The following is a 17,119-nucleotide window of genomic DNA, read 5'->3' as shown; positions in this document are numbered from 1 at the left end:
GTGCCTTGGGGCAGTGATCATCGATACCCTAGCGCAACCTGTGTGGCTGCGGACGGCGTCTCTAGGAATCCTTGCTTTGATCCGATTCCCGGGCACGTGCCAGCAGCCGGCGCTCGACGACATTCAACAGCGTCAGCACCAGCAGCGTCAGCCCGGTCGCGGCCGTCGCCAGCAGCAGATAGCGCAGGCCTACCGCCACGCCGATGACCGCGACCATCAGCAAGGACGCAGCGGTAGTGATGCCGGCGATGGCGGCGCCCCCACGATGGGCGAAGATCGTGCCTGCTCCGATGAAGGACACGCCTGCCACCACCGCCTCGACCAGGCGCAACGGGTCGACATGCACCATCTCGCGGCCCGTATGGCTCGGGTCGATCATCAGCAACTGGCCGATGCCGATGAGCAGTGCCGACGCACCGGCGACCAGCATGTGCGTGCGGAATCCCGCTGGCCGGTTCTTCAGTTCGCGCTCGAAGCCGACCACACCGCCGAGCAGCATCGCGTACGCGACGCCTGCCAGTACCCACAGTTGCTCGACCATGCCCATGCGCTCAAGGTGCCCGGCGATTCGTCAATGCGGCGTCATGGTTCTGAACGGTTCACGCCTGCGAGCGCAGCGTGACGGCGCTTCACCGCTTTTGTGCGCAATTGCGCATCGGGCCGTGATTGCAGCGATTCGTGCGTGAACGGATCCGGTCGAATAACACCGATCTCCCCGTTGGTTAACTTCCGGGCCGCTACGTTGCCATCTGGAGCACGGCGCGAAGGAACGAACGTTGTTTCGTATTCGGATGAGGAGGGTAGGTTGATGAGTTTCAACAAGATGAGCTTTAACAAGCGTTCTACGACCATGACGGTCGCCATTGCACTGGTGCTTGGTCTGGGAGCGGTGTCAGCCGCCTCGGCGCAGGACACCAGCACCAGCGCTACCGCACAAGGCGCGACCGACCAGCCGATGGGCGACGCGTGGATCACCACCAAGGTCAAGTCCGACCTGCTGGCGACGAAGGACGTCTCGGGTCTGGCAATCGATGTCGATACCGTGGACGGCGTGGTCATGCTGAAGGGCCAGGTCGACAGCAAGGCCCAGGCCGACAAGGCCGTAGCCGTCGCCAAGAAGATCGACGGCGTCAAGAAAGTCGATTCCAGCGGGCTGACCGTGAAGAAAGCCGGCTACTGAGCCGTAACCCGATGGCAGTAGCACAGGGCGGTCCGGGATACCGGGCCGCCTATTTTTTGCTTTTTTCGCTGATCTTGTGGCGTGCGTGTTCGGCCAGCCGCTCGTAGCGGCGGCGATAATCGTCGAGTGTCTTTTCGTCCAGTTCTTCGAGGTCCAGCAGTTCGTTCTGCGCCGTCCTCGTCGCGCGGATGATCTCGTCGAGCTTGATGTGCATCGCCTCGGTATCGCGGTTCTGCGTGTTCTGGATCAGGAACACCATCAGGAACGTCACGATCGTGGTGCCGGTATTGATGACCAGCTGCCATGTATCGCTGAAGCCGAACACCGGTCCGGTGACGAGCCAGACGATGACGATCAGCAGCGCGAGGTTGAAGCACAACGGCCGGCCGGTGAAGCGCGCGGCCGCGCGTGCGGCCCGGGTGAAACGGCTCGGCTTGTCCATGGCGCCTCCTGACTCGTGGGCAATGGACGATAGTCCGTGCGCCATCGCGTGATGGAGTCGTGATTGCGCGCTAGGCGCCTCCGGCCATTCTCTCCGGCGGCTCCTGCAACAGCTGGACCAGCATGCGTCCCAGGTGATGCCGGTCGACCGGCTTCTGTAGTACGCCGCGGACCTGGGTGTGCGCCAGCGCGTCGGGCCCGATCCTGTCGGTCAGGCCGCTGTAGAGCAGGATCGGAAGTTCCGGGGCGGCGCCGGCCAGGGCACGCGCCAAGTCGACACCCGTAATGCCGGGCATGGCGTGATCGCTGATCAGCAGCTGGTAGCGGCCAGGTTCGGCGCGGACGCGCTCCAGCGCATCGGCGGGACTCGCGGTGAAATCCGCCTGCAGGCCCCAGCCGTCGAGCAGCTCGCACATGAACTCGCCCACGCTGTGTTCGTCGTCCACGACCAGCACGCGCCCGCTGAGTTGCAGCGGGGCCATCGCGGCGCGCTCCGCTTCGCGGCTCGCCGGTGCCTGGTCGCGGCAGACCGGTAGCAGCACGCGGAAGCACGACCCCTGACCGGGCGCGGAGTCGACCAGCAGATGGCCGCCGTGTTCGTGGACGATGCCGTGCACCGTCGCCAAACCCATGCCGGTGCCCTTGCCGCTGGGCTTGGTCGAGAAGAATGGATCGAAGATGCGTTCGAGGATCGCGGCCTCGATGCCGGGGCCGTCATCCTGCACGCGCAGTTCGACGAACTCGCCCAGCACCGGCTGGCGGCAGGCACTGCAAAAGCGGCCCTCGATGCTGGTGCGCGCCGCGCTCACCCGTAAGGTTCCGCCGTCCTGCATCGCGTCGCAGGCATTGACGCACAGGTTGGCGATGACCTGGTCGAGCTGCACCGGATCGATCGCCACCAGTGGCACGTCGCCCGAGGTTTCGTTGGCAATCCGGATACCGTCGGGAATCGTCGGCCGCAGCATGCCGAGGTTCTGCTCGAGGCTTTCGGCGGCGTCTACCGGTTGTGGCGTGCCTTTCTGGCCACGGCTGAACATCAGCATCTGCCGGATCAGGTCGCGCGCCCGTTCGCAGGAGCGCAATGCCTTGTCCAGGTGCGCCTGCAGGCGTTCGTCGCCGGCGGTGACCGGACGCTCACTGGCGAGAACGACATAGCCCATGATGCTGGCCAGCAGGTTGTTGAAATCGTGCGCGATGCCGCCGGTCAGGTGGCCGATCGCTTCCATCTTCTTGGCCTGCTGCAGTTGCGTCTCCAGGCGGCGCCTGCGTTCGTCCGACTCGATGCGGTCGGTGATGTCGCGCAGGTAGCCGATGAAGATCTTGCCGGAGGGGCTGTGGTCGACGCCTACGGCCAGCTCCGCGGGAAACTCGCTGCCGTCGGCGCGCATTCCGGTCACCTCGACGCGGCGCTGCAACACCGGGCCTGGCCCGCCGGCAAGGTAACGCTCAAGGCCCTGCCGATGCTGATCGCGAAGGCGCTCGGGGATGATCACGTCGGCCAGCGGCCGTCCCAGTGCCTGCGCCTGGCTGATGCCGAAGCAGGCCTCCGCGGCAGGATTGAACTTGATGATTACGCCGCTTTCGTCCATCGCGATGATGCAGTCCAACGCGGCATTGACGGTGGCTTTGAGGTGTTCGGCGTTCCGCTCCGCCGCTTCTTCGGCGAGTTTGCGCTCGGTGATTTCGCGGGTGAAGGCGAGGATGCGCGGTTGCCCGCCGATGTTGGCCGCCTTCAGGAATACCTCGTCCCAATGCAGGCTGCCGTCCTTGTTGCGCCGGCGCCATTCGAAGCCGGTGGAGCCCAGTTCGCGCGCGCGCTGCAGGTGCGCGGCAGCGTCGGCGCCGGTGTAAGGCCGTTCGCCCGATCCGAGACCGTCCATCGGGACGCTCAGGAACTCGTCGTAGTCGTAGCCATAGATCGCGCAGGCCTTGGGATTGACGTCGACGATGCGGCCGCTGTCGTAATCGTGGACGAAGATCGCGTCCTCGCTGGCCTCGAAGATCTGCCGGTAACTGGCCTGCGATGCCAGCAGCGCCGCGTCGGCGCGGATGCGTTCGAGCTCGGCCGCCGCGCGCACGGCGAAGATCTTCATCACCGATTCGATGAACTCGGCCTGCTCCAGCGGGTGGCTGGAAACGATCGAGATCAGTCCGAGAGGACTGCCCTGCGTGTCGGTCAACGGATAGCCGGCATAACTTTCCGCGCCAAGCGCCTTGAAGTCATCGTCGAGCGGAAACTGCTGCCCCAGTGCGGCGGGATAGATGCGGAAGCCGTGGCCGACGACGGTCTCGCAGGCGGTTCCGGTCAGGGCGTACTCGAAGTTCTCGCGCGGCGCGCCATCGTGCACGAATGACAGCATCCGCATCGTGTCGGGCACATCCTCGCGGATCTCGGCGATGAAGGCCACGTCCACGGCCAGGATCGCGGCGAGGTAGCGCGACAGCTCGACGAACAGCTCGCGTCCGCAGGCGGTGGATACCGCCAGGGCCGAAGCGCTCAGCGCCGTTTCGATCTGCTTGCGGTGGGTGATGTCGGTGGAGATGCCGCACACCGCGTACGGCACCTGCTGGCTGTCGAAGAGCGGGAACTTCGCCGACAGGAACGTGCGCGGCGCACCGGCGAACACGCCGGCTTCCTCGAACTCGAGCGGACGCGCCTCCAGCAGCACGCGCATGTCGTTGCGGCGAAACCCCGCGGCGAGGTCGGGCGGAAAGATGTCGCGGTCGGTGCGGCCGATCAGCGAGGCCGCGTCGAGCCCGACCAGCCGTTCGAACTCGCGGTTGACGAACAGATAGCGGCCGTTACGGTCCTTGGCGAAGACGGCGGCGCTGGTGTTGTCGAGCACCTGCTGCAGGCGCGCTTCGCTGTCGCGCAACGCCTGTTCGGGATCGCCGCTCTGCGGGCTCTGAAAGGGGCTGCCGGGCTGCATGGGGGTGTCCTGGCAACGGACCGTGCGTCGAGTATAGGAGCGGAAAATGCGGTCGCGGGGCGCTGTTACACGGCGGAAACAAAAACGCCGCGGCTGTTACGGTTCCGGCACGAACATGTAACCCACGCCGCGGACGGTACGGATCGCGCGGGGCTGGTCGGGGTCGCGTTCGACCTTGCGGCGCAGTCGCGCGATGCGGATGTCGATGGAGCGATCGAACGGCTCCCATTCGCGGTTCTTGGTGAGGGAGAGGATCTGGTCGCGCGAGAGCGCCTTGCCCGGGTTGTCGTACAGCACCCTGAGCAGGTCGAACTCCATGTGCGTGACCATCACCTCGCTGCCGTCTGCGTCGAACACCTGGTGCGCGCCGAGGTCGACCGTGCAGCGTCCGAACGGAACGCGGAGCGGCTGGTCGGGCACGGCAGCGGAAGGCGAGGGCGGGCGCGCCTGCAGGCGCCGCAGCACGCTCTTGATGCGTGCGAACAGTTCGCGCGGGTCGAATGGCTTGGCGACGTAGTCGTCGGCGCCGATCTCGAGCCCGACGATGCGATCGACGACGTCGCCTGAACCGGTGACCATGATGATGCCGGCGTCGTAGCGCTCGCGCAGGTAGCGTGCCAGGGTCAGGCCGTCCTCCCCGGGGAGGCGCACGTCGAGCAGCACGATGTCGGGCGCCTCGTGTTCGAGCTGCCGGCGCATGGCCGTGCCGTCTTCGGCCTGCAGGGCGCGGTAGCCCTGGGTGGCGAGGAACTCCACCAGCATCTCGCGGGTTGGCTGGTCGTCATCGACCACCAGCACACAGGGCGTATGTGTCATCGCCGAGCCTGCCTTGGAACCGGACGAAAGTATCCGCCCGCGTTACACAGATATACAAATCTCCGGGCGGCGGACATTAGTCCGTTACGCGTGCTGCCTAGAGTCGGTCCCATGCCATCACGCAGTGCGATGGCGCCACGGAGACCGACATGCGCGATTGCCCGCTCGTCCTGGATGCGAACGACCTGCAGCGTCAGGTCCGCGCCATGTACGAACGCGTGGCGCGCGAGCCGGCCGGCCGCTTCCACTTCCACACCGGTCCTGCCTATGCGGTGCAGCGCCTGGGTTACGACGCGGCCGAACTGGCAGCGCTGCCGACGGATTGCACCGAGCCGTTCGCAGGCGTCGGCAACCCGCTGCGTATCGGAGCGGTGAAGCCCGGTGCGACCGTGCTCGACCACGCTTGCGGCGCAGGCATGGACCTGCTGCTGGCGGCGCTGGCGGCCGGCCCGCAGGGGCGCGCGATCGGCGTGGACCTGACGCCGGCGATGCGTCGCTGCGCGTTGCGGGCCGCGGCCCAGGCGGGAGTGCTGGAGCGTGTCGAGTTGCATGAGGGCACTTTCGAGGACCTGCCGGTTGCGGATGCCAGCGTCGATCTCGTCCTGTCAAACGGCGTCCTGAACCTGGCACCGGACAAGCCGCGCGTGCTGCGCGAGATCCAGCGGGTGCTCAAGCCCGGCGGACAGCTGTTCCTGGCCGATGTCGTGCTCGACCGCGAGCTGGACGAGCGTGCCCGCGCCAATGCCGGGCTGTGGGCCACCTGCATCGGCGGCGCCATGACCGAGCCGGCGTTGCTGCAACTGATCGAGGAAGGCGGGCTGGGCAGCGTTCGCGTCACCGAACGCTTCGAATGCTTCGCCGGCACCAGCATCGACCACAAGTTCCATGGCCGGCTCCACGCATGCGGCGTCAACGTCCATGCCGTGAAGCCCGGTCCGACGCCGGCCTGACGCCGGCCCCCGCCCCGGCCGGGGCAACAAGCGAGGTGAGCCATGCTCAGGAAGTACGTGATCGAACGCAACATCGCCGGCATCGGCGATCAGCCGGCGGAAGTGCTGTGCGACGTCGCCCTGCAGTCGAACAAGGTGCTGGACGAACTTGGTACCGGCGTGCAGTGGCTGCATTCCTACGTCGTCAACGACCGCACCTACTGCGTCTATCTGGCGCGCGACGAGTCGTTGATCCGCGAACACGCCGCACGTGCGGGCATTCCCGCCGACTCGATCGCCGAAGTCCGGTCGGTGCTCGATCCGACCATGGCGCCGTCCTGATCCGGCGCCGATTGCCTCATGCCGGCCGCGCCGGTCTTTGGAGTCATTGAATGAACGTTGCAACCGCCGTACTCCCGGTCCAGTCCTGGGAAGGTTCAGAAAGCGAAGCGCGGCACCAGCGTTATGCGCGTTGCGTGCAGGTGTCCAAGCGCGTGCGCTGGGACATCGATGCCGACGTGATCCGCGGCCGCGAGTTCGACTACGAACGCACCTTCCTGCCGGTCGGGTTGTCCAAGGTCGATGAGCTGGACTTCCTCGACGCGGACGAGCGCCGCTTCGTCAGCCAGGTGCAGGGCCGCACCTACGCCTACATGTTCGGCCTGGTGGAGCGCTTCATCGGCGCGAAGATGCTCCAGACCTCCGGCCAGCATTGGCTGGGCGACCAGGCGGCGCTGGAAGCGCTGGTGCGTTTCTCCGACGAGGAGCTCAAGCATCAGGAGTTGTTCCGTCGCATGGAGTTGATGATGGACGCGCGCATGCCCGCCGGATATGCGCGCGTCGCCGAGCCCAACGCGGTGGCGCGCGAAGTGCTCGGCCGCCGCAGCTGGGCGGTGCTGGCGTTGATCTGCCACATCGAATTGTTCGTGCAGAGCCACTACGAGCAGAGCATCGCGCCTCAGGCCGGCTTGTGTCCGCTCTGGAAGGACGTGTTCCTGTTCCATTGGCGCGAGGAATGCCAGCACGCGATCCTCGACGAACTGGAATGGCGCGCGGAGCACGAGCGCATCGGCGAGGCCGAGCTCGATGCCGCTGTCGACGACCTGATCGCGCTGGTCGGCGCCGTCGACGGAATCCTGCAGGCACAGGCGGTGCAGGACACGCGCTACAGCCTGGCGTGCATCGCGCGGCGGCTCGACGCGGGCCAGGAAGCCCGCCTCGGCGAGACGCTGCTGCGTGCCTACCGCTGGCAGTACATCGTCTCCGGCGTGCAGCACCCGCGCTTCAGCAAGCTGCTGCTGGAGATGGCCACGCCGGAACAGATGCAGCGGATCGTTACCGCGCTAGCGCCGATCCTGCCTTCCTGATGTCCCAACGAACTGTCGATCCTTGAAGTGAACTGCCATAACGAACCGTTTTCACAGCCGCGCCTGCATGTCGTTCCGACGATCCCCCGGCGTCGCGATTACCGGACTTGCCACCATGAAACTGATGACCCTGATGGCCGCTGCCGCCCTGCTGGCCGCCACCCATGCCATTTCAACGCGGGTGTTCCGTGAGGAAGAAGACGCGGCACTGGCGCAGGTCGCCACCCGCATCCATGACCTGCCGGCCGTGCGCGTGTATGCCGAACCGGAAGTGAAGCGTGAAGAGCAGCCGGACCCGCTGCAGGTCGCGTTGCGCGTCCACGACATGCCCCGCGTGCGCGTGTACGCGCAGGCCGAGGACCTGGGGCTGTATCGCCCCGTGGCCTCGCGCGGCAAGCTGGCCGTGCCGCGCGGCAGCCAGCGCCGTGGCATCCGCCCGATCGAGTCCGAGCAGCAGGAGTCGGCGCAGCAGAGGGTGTCGTTGAACTGCACGCTGGCATCGCTCGATGCTTCACTGGTGCCCGATTGCGCAGGCGGCAGCGACGGCCGCGAAGGCTATGCCGTGTTGAGCCGAGGACGCCTGGCGGGCGGCCGCGATTGAGCGGTCCGCGCTTGGCCGGGCAGAAATGACGAGGCCCCGCATTGCGGGGCCTCGTGCATTTCCAGGTGCGGCCGGGATCAGGCCTCAACATCAGGCCTCGACAATCAGGCCTCGACGACGTCGTCCTTGTACGCGTCCACCGGGATGCAGGCGCACATGACGTTCTTGTCGCCGTAGACGTTGTCCACGCGCGCGACCGGCGGCCAGTACTTCTGCACCTTCAGCGACGGCAGCGGGAACACCGCCAGCTCGCGCGGATAAGCGTGGGTCCACTCGCTGCCGGCCACCATCGTCGCGGTGTGCGGGGCGTTCTTGAGCGGGTTGTCCTCGCGATCCAGCTTGCCTTCCTCGACCGCGCGGATTTCCTCGCGGATCTCGATCATCGCGTCGATGAAGCGGTCGAGCTCGTGCATCGATTCGCTCTCGGTCGGTTCCACCATCAGCGTGCCGGCGACCGGGAAGCTCAGCGTCGGCGCGTGGAAGCCGAAGTCGATCAGGCGCTTGGCCACGTCCTCGGCCGACACGCCGGTGCTGTCCTTCAGCGGGCGCAGGTCGAGGATGCACTCGTGCGCCACCAGGCCGTTGCGGCCGGTGTACAGCGTCTCGTAGTGCGGCGCCAGGCGCTTGGCGATGTAGTTGGCGTTGAGCAGCGCGACCTGGGTCGCGCGGCGCAGGCCGGCGTTACCCATCATCGTCACGTACATCCAGCTGATCGGCAGGATCGAAGCCGAGCCGAAGCTCGCCGCCGAGACCATGCCCACTTCGCCATCGCCGCCGAACGTGCGCGGCAGGAACGGCGCCAGGTGCGACTTGACCGCGCACGGGCCGACGCCCGGGCCGCCGCCGCCGTGCGGGATGCAGAAGGTCTTGTGCAGGTTGAGGTGCGAGACGTCGGAGCCCCACTTGCCGGGCTTGGCCACGCCGACCAGTGCGTTCATGTTGGCGCCGTCGGTGTACACCTGGCCGCCGTGCGCGTGGACGATCTCGCAGATCTTGACCACGTCTTCCTCGAACACGCCGTGCGTCGAGGGGTAGGTGATCATCAACGCGGCGAGGCGCTGGCTGTACTTCTCGGCGGCGCGCTGGATGTCCTCGACGTCGACGTTGCCGTTGGCGTCACACTTGGTCACCACGACCTGCATGCCGCACATCTGCGCCGAGGCCGGGTTGGTGCCGTGCGCGGATTCCGGGATCAGGCAGATGTCGCGGTGGCCTTCGCCGCGCGAGCGGTGGTAGGCGCGGATCGCCAGCAGGCCGGCGTACTCGCCCTGCGCACCGGAGTTGGGCTGCAGGCTGACGGCGTCGTAGCCGGTGCATTCGACCAGCATCGCTTCCAGGCCCTCGATCAGCTCCTTGTAGCCCTGCGCCTGCGACGCGGGTGCCAGCGGATGGATGTTGCCGAACTCGGGCCAGGTCACCGGGATCATCTCGGCGGTGGCATTGAGCTTCATGGTGCAGCTGCCCAGCGGGATCATCGTGCGATCCATCGCCAGGTCCTTGTCGGCCAGTGCGCGCATGTAGCGCAGCAGCTCGTGCTCGCTGTGGTGCGTGTTGAACACCGGGTGCGACAGGAAGGCGCTGGAGCGCTTCAGGCCGGCAGGCAGGGCATCGGCTGTGGCGGCATCGAGCGCATCGATGTCGGCGACGCTGGCGCCGAACAGAGCGGCCAGCGCAACGACGTCGGCGCGCGTGGTGGTCTCGTCGAGGCTGATGCCGACACTGCGGCCGTCGATGCGGCGCAGGTTGATGCGCGCGGCCTCGGCCTTGGCGTGGATCGCGGCGGCGTCGACGTCGAGCACGTGCAGCGTGTCGAAGAAGTCCGGGCCGACGGTCAGGCCGGCCTGGCGCAGCGCGCCGGCGAGGATCGCGGCGAGGCGGTGCACGCGGCGGGCGATGCGGGTCAGGCCTTCCGGACCGTGGTAGACGGCGTACATGCTGGCCATCACCGCCAGCAGCACCTGCGCGGTGCAGATGTTCGACGTGGCCTTCTCGCGGCGGATGTGCTGCTCGCGGGTCTGCAGGGTCAGGCGGTAGGCCGGCTTGCCCTCGGCGTCGACAGAGACGCCGATCAGGCGGCCCGGCATCGAGCGCTTGTAGGCGTCGCGGCAGGCCATGAACGCAGCATGCGGGCCGCCGAAACCGAACGGCACGCCGAAGCGCTGGCTGTTGCCGACCACGATGTCGGCACCCCATTCGCCCGGCGCCGCGATCAGCGTCAGCGCGAGCAGGTCGGTGGCGACGGCGACCAGGCCGCCGCGCGCGTGCACGGCATTGGCGAGCGCCTGGTAGTCATGGACCTGGCCGAAGGTGTTCGGGTACTGCAGCAGCACGCCGAAGCTGTCGATGCTGACGGCCTCGGCGTCGTCGCCGATGACCAGCTCGATCTCGAGCGGCTCGGCGCGGGTGCGCAGCACTTCGATCGTCTGCGGGTGCACGCCATTGGAGACGAAGAAGACGTTCGACTTCGACTTGGCCGAACGCTTGGCCAGCGTCATTGCTTCGGAGGCGGCGGTGCCTTCGTCGAGCAGCGATGCGTTGGCGATCTCCATGCCGGTGAGGTCGGCGCACATCGTCTGAAAGTTGATCAGCGCTTCCATGCGACCCTGCGAGATCTCCGCCTGGTACGGCGTGTAGGCCGTGTACCACGCCGGGTTCTCGAGGATGTTGCGCAGGATGACGTTGGGCGTGTGCGTACCGAAGTAGCCCTGGCCGATGAAGCTGCGGAAGACCTGGTTCCGGTCGGCGACCTTGCGGATCTTGGCCAGCGCCTCGACCTCGGTCATCGCCGGCGGCAGCGCCAGCGGCGCGGCGGACTTGATGTTGGCGGGAACGATCGCGTCGGTCATCGCGTCGAGCGAGTCGTAACCGACGGTGCGCAGCATCTGCGCGATCTCGGCGTCGTTGGGGCCGATATGGCGTTCGATGAAAGCGTCGTGGTGCTCGAGGTCGCGCAGGGAAGGCGTGGTCTGGGACATGGCGAGGGCGTCGTTGGTGCCGCGGTTGCGGATGCACTTGCGGCTGGAAGCGCCCCTCTGTCCTTTTGCCTGAGAGTTTGGAAGCGGCGGGGAAGGGGGAGGAATTCCCCTTGCGCGCTTCTTGCCCCTTCGGCGCCGGTTCTGCCGATGACGGCAGTCGGTCTCTCCAGAGTTTTCGCACGAGGAGGTACGGGGGCCTGAGCGATTACGGGCGTTTGCGCCTTCGGCAGCAGTCCAGCCCTCGAAGGCCGGACCACTTCTCCCACCACGTGCGTGGAGGCGGAATTATAGCCGGTCGCCGTCGGGCTTCGGACGCCGCAGCAGCGAGCCGCCCGTTCAGATTCCGGCGATCCGGCTTAACATCGCCATGGGGCCGGTCCATGCCCGGATCGCGCCCGCCACGACGGAGTGTGCCGCTTGAACGTTACCGAGCAGGATTCGCCCGCAAACCCCGCCCCCGAAAGCGCGGAAGCCCTCATCGCCGCCGAAATCGCCATATCCGGTCGCGCCGGCGCGACAGCCACGAAGCCCGAGTCGACGGCGTGGGCCGTCCACGTGTGGCGGAGGTTGCTGCGCGAGCCGAGCCTGCTGGTGACGCTGGCCTACCTGTTCGTGTCGTTCATCGGCCTGTGGTCGAACTACTTCTTCTACCGCGGCTTCGACCTGCCGATCCTCGAGTACATGCAGGCCAGCGATTATCTGGTCGCCGGACTGCGCGATCCGGCGTATGCGCTCCTGCTCGTCAGTTCGCTGGCACTGGTGCTGGTGATCATCTGGCCGGAGACCTACCGGCGCAGGCAGCCGGAGCGTGCGGAGGCGTATCGCCGCCGCTGGTGGGGACGCGTGGTATTCGCCAACCTGCGCGGCTGGAGTTGGAAGGGCGTTGGCCTGGCGCCTGAAACCGGCGTCGTGCTGGCGGTGTTCTGGGGCATGGTGTGGGCGTCGGCCGCCTACGTCGCCAACAAGGCCCAGACCATTCGCGAAGGCGAGGCCGGCAACATCGTGCGCGTGACGTTGGCGGGGGACGTGTCGCCGCAGCCACGCGCCGCACGCCTGCTCGGCAGCACCAGCGCGTTCGTGATGCTGTGGTGGCCGGAGGAGCGCGTTGCCGAGGCCATTCCGATCGAAAGCATCGCCCGGTTGCAATCCATCGGCAGGAAAGGGGCGCATGCCGAAGCGCGCGGGGATGCGGCGTCGAATCCGGTGCCGGTGACTCCGTTGGCGCGCTGACAGTTCGCAACACGCGCATTCCGCAACGCCTTCTCTACGAACTGGGGCTATCCTGTCGCCCACGCTTCGACGCCCCGATGCAGGATGCATGTGATGACCGACAGGCCGTTCCAGTTGTTGCAGATCGACCACGTCGTGCTGCGCGTGCGCGACATGGCGGCGACCGAGGCGTTCTACTGCGGCGTGCTCGGCTGCCAGGTCGAGCGGCGCCTCGAGAAATCCGGCATGGTGCAGCTGCGCGCCGGTAACTCGCTGATCGACCTGGTCGATGTCGCCGGTCCCATAGGACGCGCGGGCGGTACGCCCCCGGGCACACAAGCACGCAACATGGACCACCTGTGCCTGCGTGCCGATCCCTTCGACCGCGATGCGATCGTCTCGTACCTGCAGGCACGCGGCGTGCGCATCGGCGAGTTCGGCGTGCGTTATGGCGCTGAAGGCGAAGGGCCGTCGCAGTACCTGTTCGATCCCGAAGGCAACATGGTCGAACTGAAGGGGCCGCCCGACGAAGTTCCGATCGACACCGCCTCCTCCTCCGCGACTACCTGACCGAGCACGATGTCCAGCGACGCCCCCGCGCCGAACCTGTCGATCTCCATCCGCGCCCTGGCATTGCTGCTGGGCGGCCTGGCGATGTTCGGGCCGTTCTCGATCGACACGATCTTCCCGGCGTTCCCGGCGATCGGCGCGCAGTTCGGCGCCGACAAGCTCGCGATGCAGCAGACGATCAGCGTCTACCTCGTCGCCTACGCGGCGATGAGCATCGTGCACGGCCCGCTCTCGGACGCGATCGGCCGGCGCCGGGTGATCCTCGGCGGGCTGGTCGTGTTCGCGATCGCCTCGGCCGGCTGTGCACTGGCAACCGATCTGGGCACGCTGCTGGCGTTCCGCGCATTGCAGGGCCTGTCGTCCGGCGTCGGCCTGATCGTCGGGCGCGCGGTCATCCGCGACGTCCTGCACGGCCACGATGCGCAGCGGCTGATGAGCCAGGTGTCGATGATCTTCGGCGTCGCGCCCGCGGTGGCACCGGTGATCGGCGGCTGGATCCTGGGCTGGAGCCACTGGCCGGCGATCTTCTGGTTCCTGGTCGTGTTCTCGGTGGTGCTGCTGGTTGCAACGTGGCGCGTGCTGCCGGAAACGCATCCGCCGCAGGCGCGCCTGCCGATGGTGCCGCGCCACCTGCTGCGCGACTACGTCGCCATCGTGGTCAACCCGCGCTTCCAGCGCCTCGCCGCGGCAAGCGCGTTCAACTTCGCCGCGCTGTGGACCTACATCTCGTCGGCGCCGGCGTTCGTGCTCGACATCCTCAAGCTCAACGAGCGCCAGTTCGGCTGGTTCTTCGTGCCGATGATCAGCGGCATGGTCCTCGGCGCGTTCGTGTCGGGCCGGTGCGCCGGCAAGGTCAGCGGCGAGCGGCTGGTGTCGATCGGCTTCGCCTGTTCGGCGGTCGCGATGCTGCTCAACCTCGGCTACAACCTGTGGACCGATACGCCGCAGGTGCCCTGGGCGGTGCTGCCGATGATGCTCAACGCCTTCGGCATCGCGCTCGTGTTCCCGATCGTGACGCTGGCGATCCTCGACATGTACCCGCGCCAGCGCGGTTCGGCGTCGTCGCTGCAGGCCTTCACCAGCCTGGTGCTCAACGCCTTCATCGCAGGCGTGCTGTCGCCGTGGATCAGCAGCCACACGCTGTGGCTGGTGGGCGTGGCGATCGGATTCCTGGTGCTCGGCTGGCTGTTCTGGCGCTGGGAGTCGCGCGTGTCGCAGACGACATGCGTGGGCGAGGCGGCTGCGACCGTGCCGGAAGAGACGCTCTGACCTCCGCCTGCCCGCTGCGCGGGCAAGGGGAGGGGCAGATCAGGCTTCGCGATAGACCCGGCGCAGCAGTTCGTGGAAGTGGTGCACCGCGTTCTCGCGCAGCGGGTTGAGGCGGCCCGGCACGTAGGAGCCTGAGGCCATGCCACGCTGCACGTCCTCGCAGATGGTGAGATCCTCGAACTGCACCTCGTCGCTGAAGCTGACGTCGGCGAGCCTGCGCTCCGACGCTTCGTCGGACTCGTCCATCGTGTAGTAGAAGTCGAACTCGACGCGGCACTTGTCCACGCCCTTCGGGATGATGCGGTTGGTCTGCAGGCGGCCGGGCACGATGTTGAGCATCGTGTTGGGCCACATCCAGTAATACAGCGCGTCGCCGCTGCCGTAGAGGTCGTCGCCGCTTTCCAGCGGACTGAACTGCAGCGAATACCACTCGTGCGTCTCGGTGACGTAGTTGCGGTAGTCGAGCAGGCGGTTCAACCCGGGGTGCACGTGCGGGACGTGGTAGCCCTCCAGGTAGTTGTCGACGTAGATCTTCCAGTTGCAGTTGATGTCGTAGCCGACGCGGCGATGGTGGCCGTAGCGCTCGAGGTGGCGGTTGGCGCCAAGACGCTCGTCGATGCCGGCGACGAAGGTGTCGAAGTCGATCGCATGGGCCTCGTCGACCGCGGCGAACACCAGGCCCTGCCACACGCGCACCGCCAGTTGCGGCAGCTGGATGTCGGCGACGTTGAAGTCGGGCGCCGTGCCCATTTCCGGCGCGGAACGCAGCGTGCCTTCCAGCGTGTAGGTCCAGCCGTGGTAGCGGCAGCGCAGCGACTTCGCGGCCAGGCCGTCGCAACTGGCGATCGGGCCGGCGCGATGGCGGCAGACGTTGTGGAACACGCGGATCTGGCCATCGCCGCCGCGCACCGCGACCACCGGCAAGCCGGCGAAATCGCCGACGACGTGGTCGCCCGCGTTCTGCAGCTGGCAGACGTGGGCCAGGATCTGCCAACCGCGATCGAAGATCAGGCTGCGGTCGCGCGCCACCATGGCGGGGTCGACGTAGTACCGCGCCGCCAGCGAGGTGGCGTGGTCGAGCGGCTGGGAAACGAGGGTGATGTCGATGGCGTCGGTGCGGTTCATGCCCGGAGTATGACCGCTCCGGGGCGGCCTGAACCACTGCCGCCGAGGAGCGTCCAGTTACTTTTTCGCCGCCGCCTGTTGCGTCGCGACGCGTGCCGCCACGTCGGCCAGCATGGCGTCCAGACGGGCCCGGTCGTAGGCCTCGCCCTTCAGCACCACGGTGTCGATTCGGCGGGTGGCGGCGATGTCCTGCAGCGGGTCGGCGTCCAGCAGCACCAGGTCGGCGGCCTTGCCGGCCTCCAGCGTGCCGTGGGTGTCGGCGTGGCCGAGGAACCGGGCGCCGTTGATCGTCGATGCCTGCAGTGCCTGCAACGGCGTGAGGCCGTAGCGCACCAGCCAGCCGAGTTCGTCGTGCAGCCCGATGCCGGGGTAGTTGTATGAGTTCAGGAAACCGGCATCGGTGCCGGCGAGGATGGTCACGCCGGACTCCTGCAACATCGGCAACAGCGATGCGCTCTTCTCGAAGCGTTCGTGGCGGCGGCGAATGGCCTCGGCATCGTCCTTGGCAGCGCGCTCCACGCGCCAGCTGTAAGTGGCCTGCAGGCCCGGGCCGATGTACTTGAGGTAGTCGTCGTTGCGGTGATCGTCCTGGTCGAGGTACGCCACGACCCGGCTGCCGTTGAGCGTGGGTGTGATCGCGGTGCCGTTGTGCGCAAGGCGCGCATAGGCCGATCGCGCGCGAGTCGCGTCGAAGGTGGCCTCCCACTGCGTGAAGGCATCGCGGCTGTTGATCTCGCCGCGGGCGATGGCCTCGCCCAGCGACTTCTCCAGCGGCGAGCCTGCCTTGAAGGCGTAATCGATGTGTTCGATCGAATCCAGGCCGGCACTGCCGACCTCGTCCAGCGTCAGCGAGTAGGGCACGTGCGCCGACGTCTTCAGGCCGCGCTTGCCGGCTTCGCGCACGGCGGCGAGCAACAGTTCGGGCGACAGCGTGTTGTCGGTGATCTTGACGAAATCGACCTTCCAGCCCTGCAACTGGTCGAGCGCGGCGTCGAGTTCCTTTTCGGTGCCGATTTCCAGGTCACCGGGCCAGATCGACTTGTAGCCTTCGATCTTGGGACCCGAGGTGTAGATCGTCGGGCCCAGCAATTCGCCCGAGGCCGTGGCGGCGCGCCATTCGAACACGCTCGGGCTGAGGTCGCCGGCACAATCGCGCACCGCGGTGATGCCGTGCGCGAGGTACAGCGGCAGCAGGTTGCGGTTCTCTTCGATCAGCGCGTCGCCGCCGCCGAAATGCACGTGCATGTCCCACAGCCCGGGGATCGCGTACTTGCCAGCGGCATCGATGGTGCGAGTGGCCTCGTAGCGCCGCGCCTTGGCAGACGGGACGATCGCGAGGATGCGGCCGTCGCGCACGGCGATGGCGCGGTGGGGCAGGCGCTTCCCGGACTCGACGTCGATGACGGTGGCATCGCGCACCAGCAGGTCGACGCGTTCGGCGGAATGGACCTGGCCCGTGACCAGCAGTGCGGCGAGGGCGAGGGGAAGCATGGACTGTTTCATGCGGTGACCGTGATGCGGAACCCCGTTCATCGGGGTGGCATTGAAGTATCAGTATCCGCGCCGTGTCGGGGCTCGTCGAGCGCCTGGTCGGCCGGTTCGATGTGCGGAATGTGACGGCGGCGGCATGGGCTGAACACGGCCGATCCGTGGGAGGGGGCCGCGAGTCGAAGCAGCGGTTGCCGCGCTCAACCGAAAGAACGGCGA

16 protein-coding genes and 2 riboswitches are annotated in these 17,119 nt (G+C 67.2%); of the genes, 8 read left to right on the top strand and 8 right to left on the bottom strand.

Annotation, left to right across the window (positions count from 1 at the left end; genetic code table 11):
• Positions 1-61: 61 nt before the first annotated feature.
• Positions 62-541, bottom strand: coding sequence for an MgtC/SapB family protein (locus IU514_RS06685; RefSeq protein ID WP_228760533.1), 480 nt, complete (start codon positions 539-541; stop codon positions 62-64).
• A 41-nt stretch (positions 542-582) separates the two neighbouring features.
• The gene (locus IU514_RS06680; protein WP_194930497.1) at positions 583-864 is read right to left on the bottom strand and encodes a hypothetical protein; all 282 of its coding nucleotides are present in this window, start codon (positions 862-864) and stop codon (positions 583-585) included.
• On the opposite strand from IU514_RS06680, the gene IU514_RS06675 reads away from it, so the two are divergent.
• Positions 851-1,180 (top strand): BON domain-containing protein, encoded by a 330-nt coding sequence (locus IU514_RS06675; RefSeq protein ID WP_228760532.1) that lies wholly within the window; start codon positions 851-853, stop codon positions 1,178-1,180. The two genes, IU514_RS06680 and IU514_RS06675, sit on opposite strands and share 14 nt — an antisense overlap.
• 49 nt (positions 1,181-1,229) lie before the next feature.
• On the opposite strand, the gene IU514_RS06670 is transcribed toward IU514_RS06675, so the two are convergent.
• From IU514_RS06670 to IU514_RS06660, 3 genes are all read right to left on the bottom strand, one after another.
• On the bottom strand, positions 1,230-1,622 hold the full coding sequence (locus IU514_RS06670; RefSeq protein WP_194930298.1) for a low affinity iron permease family protein: 393 nt from the start codon (positions 1,620-1,622) through the stop codon (positions 1,230-1,232).
• A 70-nt stretch (positions 1,623-1,692) separates the two neighbouring features.
• Entirely contained in the window at positions 1,693-4,551 is a 2,859-nt protein-coding gene (locus IU514_RS06665; protein ID WP_194930297.1) for a PAS domain-containing hybrid sensor histidine kinase/response regulator, read from the bottom strand.
• A 96-nt stretch (positions 4,552-4,647) separates the two neighbouring features.
• Entirely contained in the window at positions 4,648-5,367 is a 720-nt protein-coding gene (locus tag IU514_RS06660; RefSeq protein WP_194930296.1) for a response regulator, read from the bottom strand.
• A gap of 149 nt (positions 5,368-5,516) precedes the next feature.
• On the opposite strand from IU514_RS06660, the gene IU514_RS06655 reads away from it, so the two are divergent.
• The 4 genes from IU514_RS06655 to IU514_RS06640 all read left to right on the top strand — a co-directional run bounded on the left by IU514_RS06655 (position 5,517) and on the right by IU514_RS06640 (position 8,264).
• Positions 5,517-6,317 (top strand): methyltransferase domain-containing protein, encoded by an 801-nt coding sequence (locus tag IU514_RS06655; RefSeq protein WP_194930295.1) that lies wholly within the window; start codon positions 5,517-5,519, stop codon positions 6,315-6,317.
• Positions 6,318-6,359: 42 nt separating this feature from the next.
• Positions 6,360-6,638: a DUF4242 domain-containing protein gene (locus IU514_RS06650; RefSeq protein ID WP_194930294.1), complete on the top strand. Its 279-nt coding sequence runs from the start codon at positions 6,360-6,362 to the stop codon at positions 6,636-6,638.
• A gap of 50 nt (positions 6,639-6,688) precedes the next feature.
• Positions 6,689-7,663: a hypothetical protein gene (locus IU514_RS06645; RefSeq protein WP_194930293.1), complete on the top strand. Its 975-nt coding sequence runs from the start codon at positions 6,689-6,691 to the stop codon at positions 7,661-7,663.
• 115 nt (positions 7,664-7,778) lie between these two features.
• A complete protein-coding gene (locus IU514_RS06640; RefSeq protein ID WP_194930292.1) occupies positions 7,779-8,264 on the top strand; it encodes a hypothetical protein in 486 nt (161 codons plus the stop codon).
• A 104-nt stretch (positions 8,265-8,368) separates the two neighbouring features.
• On the opposite strand, the gene gcvP is transcribed toward IU514_RS06640, so the two are convergent.
• Positions 8,369-11,239 (bottom strand): aminomethyl-transferring glycine dehydrogenase, encoded by a 2,871-nt coding sequence (gene gcvP, locus IU514_RS06635; RefSeq protein ID WP_194930291.1) that lies wholly within the window; start codon positions 11,237-11,239, stop codon positions 8,369-8,371.
• Positions 11,240-11,294: 55 nt separating this feature from the next.
• Positions 11,295-11,411: riboswitch (glycine riboswitch) on the bottom strand.
• 3 nt (positions 11,412-11,414) lie between these two features.
• Positions 11,415-11,514: riboswitch (glycine riboswitch) on the bottom strand.
• Between the two features lie 142 nt (positions 11,515-11,656).
• On the opposite strand from gcvP, the gene IU514_RS06630 reads away from it, so the two are divergent.
• From IU514_RS06630 to IU514_RS06620, 3 genes are all read left to right on the top strand, one after another.
• Positions 11,657-12,469: a hypothetical protein gene (locus IU514_RS06630; protein WP_194930290.1), complete on the top strand. Its 813-nt coding sequence runs from the start codon at positions 11,657-11,659 to the stop codon at positions 12,467-12,469.
• Between the two features lie 93 nt (positions 12,470-12,562).
• Complete coding sequence (locus tag IU514_RS06625) at positions 12,563-13,018, top strand: VOC family protein (RefSeq protein ID WP_194930289.1); 456 nt, start codon at positions 12,563-12,565, stop codon at positions 13,016-13,018.
• Positions 13,019-13,027: 9 nt separating this feature from the next.
• Entirely contained in the window at positions 13,028-14,287 is a 1,260-nt protein-coding gene (locus tag IU514_RS06620) for a multidrug effflux MFS transporter (RefSeq protein ID WP_194930288.1), read from the top strand.
• A gap of 39 nt (positions 14,288-14,326) precedes the next feature.
• Here the strand turns inward: IU514_RS06620 and IU514_RS06615 are convergent, their stop codons facing one another.
• Positions 14,327-15,412, bottom strand: coding sequence for an aromatic ring-hydroxylating oxygenase subunit alpha (locus IU514_RS06615; RefSeq protein WP_194930287.1), 1,086 nt, complete (start codon positions 15,410-15,412; stop codon positions 14,327-14,329).
• Positions 15,413-15,469: 57 nt separating this feature from the next.
• Positions 15,470-16,903, bottom strand: a complete 1,434-nt coding sequence (locus IU514_RS06610) for an amidohydrolase family protein (protein WP_228760531.1) — start codon at positions 16,901-16,903, stop codon at positions 15,470-15,472.
• Between the last annotated feature and the right edge of the window lie 216 nt (positions 16,904-17,119).

Source organism: Lysobacter niastensis (assembly GCF_015453285.1).
GTDB lineage: Bacteria > Pseudomonadota > Gammaproteobacteria > Xanthomonadales > Xanthomonadaceae > Lysobacter_J > Lysobacter_J niastensis.
This window is presented reverse-complemented; position numbering and strand designations above follow the sequence as displayed.

What these genes read in the sequence shown, in the direction of transcription:
- IU514_RS06685 (WP_228760533.1), bottom strand. Translation starts at nt 541, where the DNA reads ATGGTCGAGCAACTGTGGGTACTGGCAGGCGTCGCGTACGCGATGCTG.
- IU514_RS06620 (WP_194930288.1), top strand. Translation starts at nt 13,028, where the DNA reads ATGTCCAGCGACGCCCCCGCGCCGAACCTGTCGATCTCCATCCGCGCC.
- IU514_RS06640 (WP_194930292.1), top strand. Translation starts at nt 7,779, where the DNA reads ATGAAACTGATGACCCTGATGGCCGCTGCCGCCCTGCTGGCCGCCACC.
- IU514_RS06655 (WP_194930295.1), top strand. Translation starts at nt 5,517, where the DNA reads ATGCGCGATTGCCCGCTCGTCCTGGATGCGAACGACCTGCAGCGTCAG.
- IU514_RS06670 (WP_194930298.1), bottom strand. Translation starts at nt 1,622, where the DNA reads ATGGACAAGCCGAGCCGTTTCACCCGGGCCGCACGCGCGGCCGCGCGC.
- IU514_RS06650 (WP_194930294.1), top strand. Translation starts at nt 6,360, where the DNA reads ATGCTCAGGAAGTACGTGATCGAACGCAACATCGCCGGCATCGGCGAT.
- IU514_RS06625 (WP_194930289.1), top strand. Translation starts at nt 12,563, where the DNA reads ATGACCGACAGGCCGTTCCAGTTGTTGCAGATCGACCACGTCGTGCTG.
- IU514_RS06665 (WP_194930297.1), bottom strand. Translation starts at nt 4,551, where the DNA reads ATGCAGCCCGGCAGCCCCTTTCAGAGCCCGCAGAGCGGCGATCCCGAA.
- gcvP (WP_194930291.1), bottom strand. Translation starts at nt 11,239, where the DNA reads ATGTCCCAGACCACGCCTTCCCTGCGCGACCTCGAGCACCACGACGCT.
- IU514_RS06680 (WP_194930497.1), bottom strand. Translation starts at nt 864, where the DNA reads ATGGCGACCGTCATGGTCGTAGAACGCTTGTTAAAGCTCATCTTGTTG.
- IU514_RS06660 (WP_194930296.1), bottom strand. Translation starts at nt 5,367, where the DNA reads ATGACACATACGCCCTGTGTGCTGGTGGTCGATGACGACCAGCCAACC.
- IU514_RS06645 (WP_194930293.1), top strand. Translation starts at nt 6,689, where the DNA reads ATGAACGTTGCAACCGCCGTACTCCCGGTCCAGTCCTGGGAAGGTTCA.
- IU514_RS06610 (WP_228760531.1), bottom strand. Translation starts at nt 16,903, where the DNA reads ATGCTTCCCCTCGCCCTCGCCGCACTGCTGGTCACGGGCCAGGTCCAT.
- IU514_RS06615 (WP_194930287.1), bottom strand. Translation starts at nt 15,412, where the DNA reads ATGAACCGCACCGACGCCATCGACATCACCCTCGTTTCCCAGCCGCTC.
- IU514_RS06675 (WP_228760532.1), top strand. Translation starts at nt 851, where the DNA reads ATGACGGTCGCCATTGCACTGGTGCTTGGTCTGGGAGCGGTGTCAGCC.